Below are 12391 nucleotides of genomic sequence, written 5' to 3'. Positions count from 1 at the left end.
CCAGCGCCGGACGCTCTTCAATAAAGTCCCATGCAGCAGGTTCAATGATTTCATACGCCGGATCCCCGCTCTCCCCGATTTTAACCTTTACAAACCCCGTCTCTGCTTCCCCGTCTGTTTGAATATAATCTGTTGATATATCGCTGTTTTGTATTCGCCGCAATGCTTCTTTTCCCAGCCGGTCGTCCCCCACTCTGCTACACATATCAGCTGCGATACCCAGCTGGTTCAGGTGGTAGCAGACATTCAGCGGGGCTCCCCCCAGAAATAAGCCCCCGGGCAGCGAATCCCAGAGAACCTCCCCAATACACAATACCTTTTTTTTACTCTTGCTTTCCATAAGAAAAAAATAAACTGCTTACCTTGCTATACTTCTGAAGTTGCTTCACCGTCAAAGTCAAATTCGGCATCTTCGGGAAGCAATATATCCTCCAGCTCTTCCAGGGTCCGGTTCTTCGTCTCGGGCATGACCAGCCATACAAAAAGCAGCTGCAGAAACATCATCCCCGCGAAGAAGGCGAAAATCGATCCTCCTGAAAACGTATTTAAAACAGTTGGTGTTAACAGTGTGATCAGTGCCGCAAATACCCAGTGCGTACCCGAACCCAGCGACATGCCGTAGTCGCGCACTTTATTGGGAAATATTTCGGAAATAAATACCCAGATCACGGCCCCCTGCCCCACCGCATGGGCGGCAATAAACGCGCTGATAAAGGCCACGACAAGCGATCCTTCAGCACCGGTAAAAAAACCCCAGGCAACACCCAGCAGGGAAATAATATAGCCGAACGATCCGTAATACATCAGCTGCTTGCGACCCACCCGGTCGATAAGGTACATTCCCAGGAGGGTGAAAAGAAGATTAACAATGCCCAGCGGGATAGAAGCTCCCAGTACTTCCGTGGCGGCAATGCCGGCCTGTTCAAAGATGCGGGGGGCATAATAGAGCACAAAGTTAATACCGGAAAGCTGATTAAAAAAGGCAATGAGGAAGGCCAGCAAAATGGGAAAGCTATATTTACGGGAGAAAAAGTTAGGATCGGTTGATGTCCCGACGGATCCTTTAATCGTTTCAAGCATCTTCGCCACATTTGCTTTGGGATTGAGCTGCTTCAGCAGCTTCTTTGCCGCCTCATCATCCTTTTTCTTCAGGGCCAGCCAACGCGGACTCTCGGGCACGCCCAGCACAAAGAAGGCATAAATGGCAGCCGGAATGGCCTCGACTCCCAGCATCCAGCGCCAGGCATATTCATCAAAATAGATTCCAATCAAATAGTTGGAGACATATGCGATCAGAATCCCCAGCACAATATTAAATTGATAGGATGCCACCAGCCGTCCCCGGTCCGCAGCCGGCGTAATTTCCGATATATAAATGGGGGCGGCGACGGAAGAGGCCCCGACGCCTAATCCCCCGATAAAGCGGGAAAAAGAAAAAATATAGGGATCCGGGGCAAAGGCTGACCCCAGCGCCGAAAGCAAATACAGCACGCCAATTCCAAAAAGCGTCTTTTTGCGGCCGAACCGGTCGCAGGGTATGCCCCCGAACAGGGCCCCGATAACCGTGCCCCAGAGCGCCATCGACATGATAAACGTACCATGGAAAAGGTCGCTCGTTTCCCATATCTCCTGGATGGGTCGATCCGCCCCGGAAATGACAATAGTATCGAAGCCGAACAGGAAACCTGCCAGTGAGGCGACAATAGCTGAGAGTAAAATGGATCTCGTTTTTAGCATAATGATTTCAGAAAATTAGTGGATCGGATCCCTTCATGCATCTGGCGATACATTGTTAACTTTGCAACACCCTCAACGATATAAATATTTTTTTCGCTTTTCCCAAAATAATCCTTTCTGATTGGGGAAACTTTTCTGCTTTCATCCATCATTGATGTCTGAAGCAACGGATTTGCGCCCTTATCATTACTTTCCGTAGACCATGGAGACTATGATCCTGCCTTTCAGGACACTGCGACACCAGCGTTTTATAGATCGAATCGGCCCTGCTTCCGGTGAGCTCGAATGCGCAGGCCAATGGCGTGGACCAGAAGCATTATCAACCAGCATGTACTGTACCCGACTAAGAACGGTGTTCGAATATAAGGTAACGATTTTTGCTATTTTAAGCGTTCACGCTTTAAAAAGCACACTGATCTCGGCCGGCAGGATGCCTTGAAATAAAAAAAGCGCCCGGCTCAGCCGGACGCTTTTCATTTGGAATGTACAGGTACCATTACCAAAGGATACTACTCCTCATCTTCTTCGGTATCGGCCGCTTCAGCAGCTGCCTGAGGCTCTTCGCCATCTTGATCTGAAGATTCGGGTTCGCCGGCTCCGCTGAGCTGTTCGAAGACTTTAGCCACTTCCTGCTCGTCTTCATCCAGCTCGGTCTTCTTACCGACGATAAGATCGTCGTATTTACGCAGTCCTGTACCAGCAGGTACCTTGTGCCCGACAATCACATTCTCCTTGAGTCCAAGCAGTTCATCTTTCTTGGCCTCAATGGATGCTTGTGTCAACACTTTCGTAGTCTCCTGGAAGGATGCGGCCGACAGCCAGCTTTCGGTTGACAGGGCCGCGCGGGTAATACCCAGCAGAATCGGCTTCGAAATAGCCGGTTCCGCTTCCCGTGTTTCGATCTCCTCTTCGCCTGCTTTAATCAGTTCGTTATTAAGTTCCCGAACCTCGCGGCGATCCAGAATGGTTCCCTGTTTCAGGTCACTTCCCCCCGTATCGGTGACCACATACTTACCGATCAGCTCATCATTCCTGTTGTTGAGCTCGAACCGGTCCACTTTATCTCCTTCAAGGAACATGGTGTCCCCGGAGTCGGTAACTTCCACCTTCTGCATCATCGTGCGGACGATCGTCTCAATGTGTTTGTCATTGATTTGAACACCCTGCAGGCGGTAGACCTCCTGAATTTCATTCACGAGGTAGGACTGTACGGCATAGGGACCGAGGATATTGAGAATTTCCTCAGCCGGAATGGTTCCATCCGAGAGTTGTTGTCCGGCTTCCACATAATCGTTCTCCTGAACAAGGATATGCTTCGACAGGGAAATAAGGTATGTTTTCTCCGTCTTCCCGTCTTTGCTTTCCACAATCACTTCCTGTTTGCCCCGTTTCCGTCCCCCCATGCGAACGACACCGTCAATCTCAGACACGGCGGCGGGATCGCTTGGCGACCGAGCCTCGAAAAGCTCCGTCACGCGCGGCAGACCCGCCGTAATATCTTTCGATTGTCCCGTAGACCGCGGAATCTTAGCCAGTACCTGTCCCGATGACACTGCTTCTCCGTCTTCGACCACAATATGGGTATCAACAGGCAGCGTCTTCTCGCGAATACGGTCGTCACTGCCCTTGACCAGCAAGGTCGGGACCAGTGACCGGTCTTTGGAATCAACAACCACTTTCTCGCGGTGGCCTGTCTGGGCATCCGTTTCTTCCGAGAAGGTGATATCTTCGAGGATATCCTTGTACTCGACCTTGCCGTCAATTTCGGCGTAAATATTGGCATTGTAAGGATCCCAGCTACAAATCGGAACTCCTTTCGGAATTTCGTCCCCCTCTTCGACCAGCAGTTCTGAGCCGTAGGGGATGTTGTAGGTCGTGAGCACCTTGCCCTCTTCATCAACAATCTTGATTTCGCCGGCACGGCTCAGGACGACATCATGGATTTCCTCCCCATCGTCGTACTCCACGACACGGATGTTCTCAAATTCTACCTTGCCCTCGAACTTCGCCTTATGCTGCGATTCGGATTCCATGCGGGAAGCCGTACCCCCCACGTGGAACGTTCGAAGCGTAAGCTGCGTGCCCGGCTCGCCAATAGACTGGGCAGCGATGACACCCACCGCTTCGCCAACCTGAACCATCGTACCGCGGGACAAGTCCCGGCCGTAGCATTTTGAACAAACACCGCGTTCGGTTTCACACGTAAGCACCGAGCGAATTTCCACCTCTTCAATGGACGTTTCGGCAATGCTCTGGGCCACACCTTCATCGATCATGTCATTGGCTTCACAGATGAGATCATCCGTCAGAGGATCATAGATGTCGTGCAGTGAAACACGTCCCAATATCCGATCCTCGAGGCTTTCAATAACATCCTCATTATCCTTCAGCGCTTTCATCTTGATACCGCGAAGGGTCCCGCAATCTTTCTCGTTGATAATAATATCCTGGGAAACATCCACAAGGCGGCGCGTCAGGTAACCGGCATCAGCTGTTTTAAGCGCCGTATCAGCCAGTCCTTTTCGAGCCCCGTGAGTAGAAATAAAGTATTCCAGAACCGTCAGTCCCTCTTTGAAAGAGGACAGGATCGGATTCTCAATCACCTCGTTTCCTTCCTGCATCGAACTTTTCTGAGGCTTGGCCATCAACCCGCGCATACCGCCCAGCTGACGAATCTGTTCTTTCGAACCACGTGCACCCGAATCGGCCATCATAAAGACCGGGTTAAAGCCGTCGCGATCGGCTGTCAATGCATTAAACAGGGATTCCGAAACACGGTTGGTCGTACTGGTCCACTTGTCAATCACCTGATTGTAACGCTCATTATCGGTAATGAAACCCATTTCATAGCGATCAGTGATCTCTGCAACCTCATCCTGTGTACTGTCGATAAGCTTCTGCTTCTCATCCGGGATAACGATATCCTCCAGGCTGAATGAGAGTCCCCCGGTCGTAGCCTGCTCAAAGCCCAGCTTCTTCATTTCGTCCAGGAATTCCGCGGTGCGTGCGGTCCCCACCTTATAGTGGATATCGCCAATTAGCGAACGGAGCTCCTTCTTACCGAGCGTGCGGTTGATGTAGCCCATTTCTTCGGGCAAAATTCTGTTGAAAATCACCCGCCCGGTCGTAGACTTGATAATCTCATATTCCTGCTCCCCATCCTCGTTGGTCCGGGGAATCCTGATATTAATCTTGGCATGCATATCCAGGCGATCCCGATCGTAGGCAATAAGCACTTCGTCGGTGTTGGCAAACGTCTTGCCCTCGCCTTTCTGGTCATTGGCCATCTTGGTCATATAGTAAATACCCAGTACCATATCCTGTGACGGCACGGCAATAGGTCCCCCGCTGGCGGGACTCAATATATTATGCGATCCGAGCATCAATACGGAGGCCTCCAGTATGGCGTCATGACTCAGTGGCACGTGTACGGCCATCTGGTCACCGTCAAAGTCGGCGTTAAACGCCGTACAGGAGAGCGGGTGCAGGCGCACAGCCTTCTCTTCGATAAGGACCGGCTGATAGGCCTGAATTCCCAGTCGGTGAAGGGTCGGGGCCCGGTTCAACAGGATAGGGTGTCCGTCAATAACATTCTCAAGAACCTCCCATACCGCCTGGTCCCGCCGGTCAACCACCTTTTTCGCCGATTTGACCGTCTTCACATATCCGCGTTCGATCAACCGGCGGATGATAAACGGTTTATAGAGCTCAACGGCCATCTCCTTTGGCAAGCCGCACTCGTGGAGCTTCAACTCCGGTCCGACCACAATAACGGAACGGCCTGAGTAATCCACACGCTTCCCGAGCAGGTTCTGGCGGAACCGGCCGCTCTTCCCTTTCAGCATATCGCTGAGCGATTTCAGGGGACGGTTGTTATTCCGTACCGCGTTGGATTTACGGGAGTTGTCGTACAGCGAATCGACCGCTTCCTGCAGCATGCGTTTTTCATTGCGCAGGATCACATCCGGCGCCTTGATATCGATCAGGCGTTTCAGCCGGTTATTGCGGATAATGACACGCCGATACAAATCATTGAGATCAGACGTGGCAAAACGTCCCCCTTCCAGTGGTACCAGCGGACGCAGTTCGGGGGGAATGACCGGGATGACACTTTGAACCATCCACTGGGGACGGTTTTCCGTGTGCTGATTGGCCGCACGGAATGATTCAATAACCTGCAGCCGCTTCAGCTTCTTTTTCTTCCGCATCTGGGACGTCTCGTTACGTGCCTCGTAGCGCAGTCGATACGCAAGCTCATCGAGGTCCTGCGTCGTCAGCAGTTCTTCAATGGCATCCGCCCCTTCTTTGGCCCGGAACTTGTCGGGGTCTTCGTCGTCCATTTCCCACTGATCTTCGGGGAGCTGTTCCTGAATATCGTAATACTCTTCTTCAGAAATAAGATCGCCTTTTTTATACCCGAGATCGCGCGCTACGCCGGGATTCATTACAACGTACGTCTCGTAATAGACAATCTTCTCTAAATTCTTGGACGAATAGCCTAACAGGTAGGCCAGTTTGTTCGGCAGCGATTTGAAGTACCAGATATGAACCACCGGCACCGTCAGGGAAATATGTCCCATACGCTCCCGGCGAACAGCTTTTCGGGTCACTTCTACGCCACAGCGATCACAAATGATCCCTTTATAGCGTATTCGCTTGTATTTGCCACAATGGCATTCATAATCTTTAACCGGACCAAAGATCTTTTCACAGAAAAGACCGTCCATTTCCGGTTTAAAGGTGCGATAATTGATTGTTTCGGGCGTTAAGACTTCGCCATGCGATCGGGAGAGAATAGTCTCCGGCGACGCAAGGGAAATACCAATTCTGTTGAAGTCTTTCGAAACTGTTAATGTATTAGTAGTCGGCAAGGAAGTACCTCCGGATTGACTTTATTTAACAGTAAAATTTCTGTTGTTCTAATTAGTCTATATGAATTTCAAGTCCAAGACCCATCATCTCGCGCAGCAAGACTTTAAATGATTCGGGCACATCGCCTTCGGGCAGGTTTTCACCCTTGACAATGGCTTCGTACACGCGCGATCGACCTTTGACATCATCACTTTTAACAGTAAGCATCTCTTTAAGGATATTCGAAGCGCCATAAGCATACAGTGCCCAGACCTCCATCTCACCCAGACGCTGGCCGCCAAACTGGGCTTTACCACCGAGCGGCTGCTGCGTGATCAGGGAATAGGGTCCAATGGAACGGGCATGCATCTTATCTTCAATCAGGTGATTGAGCTTCAGCATGTACATATAACCGACCGTGGTTTGCTGATCCATCGGCTCGCCGGTGCGCCCGTCGTAAAGCGTAACGCGACCATCTTCCGGCAAGCCGGCTTCTCTGAGCTGTTCTTTGACCTGCTCCTCGGTTGCCCCGTCGAAAATAGGGGAGGCAAAAGTAACCCCGAGTTCTTTGGCGGCCCATCCCAAAATGGTCTCATAGATCTGGCCAAGGTTCATGCGCGAGGGCACGCCAAGCGGATTCAGGCAGATATCGACCGGCGTTCCGTCTTTCATGTAAGGCATATCCTCAACAGGTACCACCTTTGCGATAACCCCCTTGTTTCCGTGTCGCCCGGCCATCTTGTCGCCTACCTGAAGCTTCCGCTTCTTGGCCACATACACCTTAGCTTTCTGAATAATGCCAGGTGGAAGATCATCTCCTACCTGTATCTGGTATTTTCTTCGTTTTGCTTCGGTATCGATTTCCCGGCGCAGATCCCTGTAGTTCTTAAAGAGGAGTCGGACGTGTTCTACCAGTTCATCATCGGTGGCCCACTGAATATTTTCATTGATATTCACCGGATCGAGCTCCTCAAAATCCGACTTGCGGTATTTTTCCCCTTTCGGGATAAGCTCGATGCCGTTGAAATCGTAAACGCCCGGCGAGGTTTTATCTCTCAGCAGGCTGTACAGGTTGTCCACCATCTTGCTGTTGAGTTCATCCACCTTCTCGGCATGACGCTCATTTTCAAGCTCAACCTGCTTTTTCTCCTCCTTGCGGGAAATCTGCTCGTCCCGTTTTCTGCTAAAGAGCTTGGTATCGATAACCGTACCCGAAACGCCCGGGGATACTTTCAGCGAAGCATCCTTGACGTCCCCGGCCTTATCACCGAAAATAGCCCGCAACAGTTTTTCTTCGGGCGTGGGATCGGTTTCTCCTTTCGGGGTAATCTTACCGACCAGGATGTCGCCCGGATTAATCTTGGCACCCGTTCTGATGATCCCGTGCTCATCCAGATCCTTGGTCGCCTCTTCGCTCACATTGGGAATCTCACGCGTCAGCTCTTCTTCACCGCGTTTGGTGTCCCGAACCTCCTGTTCGAATTCCTCAATATGGATGGAGGTATACAGGTCGTCCTGAACCACCCGTTCACTTACGACAATGGCATCTTCGAAGTTGTATCCCCTCCACGGCATAAACCCGACCAGCAGGTTCCGGCCCAGGGCCAGCTCCCCGCCGTCTGTTGCACAGCCGTCGGCCAGCGTTTGGCCCTTGACGACTTTCTCGCCCACATTCACAATGGGCTTCTGGTTGATCGTCGTGCTCTGGTTTGTGCGTTCGAACTTCGTCAGTTTATATTTTTTGACCCCGTCATCAAAGTGACAGTTCTGCTCCATCTCTGTCCGTTCATACTTCACATGGATTTCCCTGGAGCTGACGTAAACCACTTCACCGTCTTTTTCGGCCGTGATAATGGCCCGGGAATCTTTAGCGGCGCGATACTCAAGACCTGTGCCCACAACCGGCGCTTCCGGCCGGAGCAGCGGCACCGCCTGGCGCTGCATGTTGGATCCCATGAGCGCACGGTTGGCATCGTTGTGCTCGATAAACGGAATAAGGGCCGCTGCAACAGAAGTGAGCTGGTTCGTGGAAACATCCATATATTCAATCTCTTCCGGATCCGCCAGTCCCACTTCACCGTCACGGAAACGAGAGAAGATGTTATTATTCTTGAAAACACCGTTTTCTATCGGTGCGTTTGCCTGTGCAATCACTGTTTCATCTTCCTGCTCGGCGGACAGATATTCTATATCTTCGGTTATCCTGCCCTCTTCAATTTTCCGATAGGGCGTTTCCAGGAAACCGAAATCATTTACTTTGGCATGGACACAGAGCGAGGTAATCAACCCGATATTGGGCCCCTCCGGCGTCTCAATGGGACAGAGCCGCCCGTAGTGGGTGTAGTGGACATCACGAACCTCAAATCCGGCCCGCTCACGGGTCAATCCACCCGGTCCCAATGCCGACATCCGGCGCTTGTGCGTCAGTTCCGCAATGGGATTCGTCTGGTCCATAAACTGGGAAAGCTGGTTCGTTCCGAAAAACGTATTGATAACGGAGGAGATCGTCCGCGCATTCACCAGGTCCTGGGGCGTCAGCTGTTCGGCATCACGCGAGTTCATGCGCTCCTTAATCGTACGGGACATCCGCGCCAGGCCGATCGAAAACTGTTGTCCCAGCTGCTCGCCGATCGTGCGAACCCGGCGGTTGCTCAGGTGATCGATATCGTCCACCTGCGACTTCATATTTTTCAGGCGGATCACCTCTTTAATGATGGCTACGATATCCTCTTTCACCAGATACCGGGTATCCATATCCACATCCAGCTTCAGACGCTTGTTCAGGCGGTAGCGTCCCACTTCTCCGAGGTCATACTTCTTGTCGCTGAAGAATAACCGCTCCAGGACCTGTCGTGCGGTCTCGGGATCCGGCATCTCCCCGGTACGAATCTGCTTATATATTTCACCAAGGGCAGACTCTTCATCATGGGTGGGGTCTTTACGCAGCGTATTCATAAACACGTCACGCTCGGAGTCTTCGGGCTCCATATCCTGGATGCGAACCGCATCCACGTCCGCCTCTTTGAGAAGGCCGTAATCGTCTTCGGTCAGCTCATGGTCGATTTCAAGAAGTACGTCGCGCGTCAGCGCTTCCGTCACTTCTCCGGTTTCATCGTCCACGACCTCTTCCATCTTTTCTTCAACGATGTCAACGGCGAGACGTTCTCCGACAAGCTCTTCATTATACTGTTTTTTGGAGCTCAACTTAACCTTTTCAGAAAGTTCAAACAGGTTAAACAACTCTTCATCCGTAGAATAGCCCAGCGCGCGAAGCAGCGTCGTAAACGGCACCTTCTTTTTGCGGTCGATATAAGCCCAGAGGACGTCTCTGATATCCGTGGAGAATTCAATCCATGAGCCTTTGAACGGTATGACCCGGGCATTGTAGAGCTGGGTACCGTTCGGGTGCACGTTCTGCCCGAAGAAAGCGCCGGGCGAGCGGTGCAGCTGGCTAACGATCACACGCTCAGCACCATTGATAATAAAGGTCCCGCGCTCGGTCATCCAGGGAAGGTCGCCCAGAAAAACTTCCTGCTCAATGGTTTCCGTCGTTTCATCATCGTCGTCTACAGCCGAAAGGCGCAATTTGGCTTTCAGGGGAACCGCATAGGAAAGACCGCGCTCCTGGCACTCTTTCATGCTGTATTTAGGCGTATCGACGCTGTAATACAGGAATTCCAGAATGTGGGTTTCCCGTGAATCCTGGATCGGGAAGTTATCTTTAAAAATCTTCTGAAGTCCCTGAACTTTTCGGTCTTCCGGAGCAATATCCAACTGCGTAAACTGACCAAACGAATCCAGCTGGATATCTAAAAAATCGGGATATTCTAATACGTGTTCAGTACTGGCAAATGTTAAGCGATCGGTGAAAGGAATTTTCTCCATTTTACTTTGTATACTCAAAGGAACCTCTCCTTTAAAATTAGTTAGATGGTGATGAGCCAAATTTGCCGCCCGGCCATTCACTTCGGTGAAAGGGAATGGTAAGCATACAAATAGACGCCAATAGCCAATACCGTAATAGCACGATATTGGCTAATGACAAATTGATACGTTGACGCTTAACTACTTAAGCTCAACTTCAGCGCCTGCTTCTTCAAGCTTCGACTTCAGGTCTTCAGCTTCTGCCTTATCAACACCTTCTTTAATAGGGTTAGGTGCATTATCGACAAGCTCTTTTGCTTCTTTAAGACCGAGGCCTGTGATACTGCGAACTTCTTTAATAACGGCAATTTTTTTGTCGCCGGGGCCGTTCAGAACGACATCAAATACGGTTTGTTCCTCTTCGCCCCCGCCATCGCCGTCACCAGCAACAACGGCCGGTGCAGCCGCAGGCGTGATGTCGTATTCTTCTTCAAGAACGTTAGCGAGTTCGTTTGCTTCTTTTACTGTTAAATTGACTAATTGTTCAGCTAAATCTTTAACGTCAGCCATGTTATTTCTCCGATTGATCTTTATGAATTGAAAATTCGTGTATTATTAATGTTTGGTTATTTTTCGCCTTCTTCAGCGATGGTTTCAATGGCACCGGCAATGGTTCTACCAGGAGCTTGAAGTGCACTTACCACGTTGGAAACAGGTGAAAGCAGAAGCCCGACGATATCTCCGATAACTTCGCTCTTCGACTTCATTGCAGCCAGGGTATTAAGCTCGTCCTCACCGTAAAAATCTCCGGCAATGACGGCCGCTTTAAACTTAGGCCGCTCTGTTTCCTCGTATAATTTTTTAATCACTTTTGCGGGGGCAGCAAGCTCTTCTTCTACGAAGGCAAAGCCATTTTGTTCTACCAGGTGCGGATATAAATCTTCATATCCGCCCACTTCTTCCATGGCCCTTTTTACCAAGGTGTTTTTATACACTTTATACTTGATATTGTCTTCGAAAAATTCGCCACGCATATTGTTGACTTCCGTTACCGACATACCTGAATAATTGGCGATATACACTGCACCGGCAGCATTCAGGTTTTCCGTAATTTCTTCAACAACTGCTTTCTTTTCTGCTAATGTTGGCATGATTCAGTTTGTTTTAAACTTCTATACAGAAATTACAGATGAACGACTTAATGGTATGCTTGGACTCATGCTGGAGCTCATATAGGCGCTTCTGATATATAACCCTTTGGCAGAAGCGGGCCGGAGCCGCATGACCGTTTGCAAAAACTTGATTGCATTCTCGCGAATTTCACTGGCATCAAAGCTTACTTTGCCGATTGATGCGTGCAGAATACCATATTCATCTACACGGAAATCAATTTTTCCGGCTTTTACTTCTTTGACGGCTTCAGCAACATCGTTGGTTACGGTCCCACTTTTCGGATTGGGCATCAGTCCGCGGGGACCTAAAATACGCCCCAGCTTCCCTATTTTACCCATAACGTCCGGAGTGGCAACAATTACATCAATGTCTGTCCATCCTTCTTCAATTTTTTCAATGTATTCATCAAGGCCTACGTGATCTGCACCGGCCTCCTCAGCTTCTTCCTGTTTAGCTTCGCTTACCAAAGCTAAAACACGAACTTCCTTACCCGTGCCGTGCGGCAGTGATACGGACCCGCGAACCATCTGATCGGCGTGCCGGGGATCGACTCCCAGGCGAAGATCCAGATCGATCGTTTCATCGAAGTTAGCTGATGAGACCTTTTTAACAAGATCACAAGCTTCCTCCAGAGTGTATTCCAACTCCGGATCAATGAGCTTTGCGGCCTCTTGATATTTTTTTCCTCGTTGTGCCATAATTATATATAAAACTTCCTATTTATCTCTTAGCACTCGAAGCCCCATACTTCGGGCAGTACCTGCAA

At 50.4% G+C, this 12391-nt stretch carries 7 protein-coding genes; all 7 read right to left on the bottom strand.

The features are described 5' to 3' along the window. Positions 1–340 (bottom strand): PfkB family carbohydrate kinase (locus ACESLU_RS06240; protein WP_372636662.1); only part of this gene is annotated, 340 nt, incomplete at its 3' end. Positions 341–366: 26 nt separating this feature from the next. Continuing rightward, positions 367–1737: a sugar porter family MFS transporter gene (locus tag ACESLU_RS06235; protein ID WP_372636659.1), complete on the bottom strand. Its 1371-nt coding sequence runs from the start codon at positions 1735–1737 to the stop codon at positions 367–369. A 509-nt stretch (positions 1738–2246) separates the two neighbouring features. Then, on the bottom strand, positions 2247–6608 hold the full coding sequence (gene rpoC / locus ACESLU_RS06230; RefSeq protein ID WP_372636656.1) for a DNA-directed RNA polymerase subunit beta': 4362 nt from the start codon (positions 6606–6608) through the stop codon (positions 2247–2249). Positions 6609–6660: 52 nt separating this feature from the next. After that, entirely contained in the window at positions 6661–10473 is a 3813-nt protein-coding gene (gene rpoB / locus ACESLU_RS06225; RefSeq protein ID WP_372636665.1) for a DNA-directed RNA polymerase subunit beta, read from the bottom strand. A gap of 180 nt (positions 10474–10653) precedes the next feature. Next, the gene (gene rplL / locus ACESLU_RS06220) at positions 10654–11022 is read right to left on the bottom strand and encodes a 50S ribosomal protein L7/L12 (RefSeq protein WP_073066602.1); all 369 of its coding nucleotides are present in this window, start codon (positions 11020–11022) and stop codon (positions 10654–10656) included. Positions 11023–11078: 56 nt separating this feature from the next. Next, complete coding sequence (gene rplJ / locus ACESLU_RS06215; protein ID WP_372636654.1) at positions 11079–11603, bottom strand: 50S ribosomal protein L10; 525 nt, start codon at positions 11601–11603, stop codon at positions 11079–11081. A gap of 21 nt (positions 11604–11624) precedes the next feature. After that, entirely contained in the window at positions 11625–12323 is a 699-nt protein-coding gene (gene rplA, locus ACESLU_RS06210; protein ID WP_372636651.1) for a 50S ribosomal protein L1, read from the bottom strand. Between the last annotated feature and the right edge of the window lie 68 nt (positions 12324–12391).

The organism is Fodinibius sp. (genome assembly GCF_041642155.1).
GTDB lineage: Bacteria > Bacteroidota > Rhodothermia > Balneolales > Balneolaceae > Fodinibius.
Note: the sequence above shows the minus strand (reverse complement) of the source record. Positions and strands in the feature narration are given on the sequence as shown.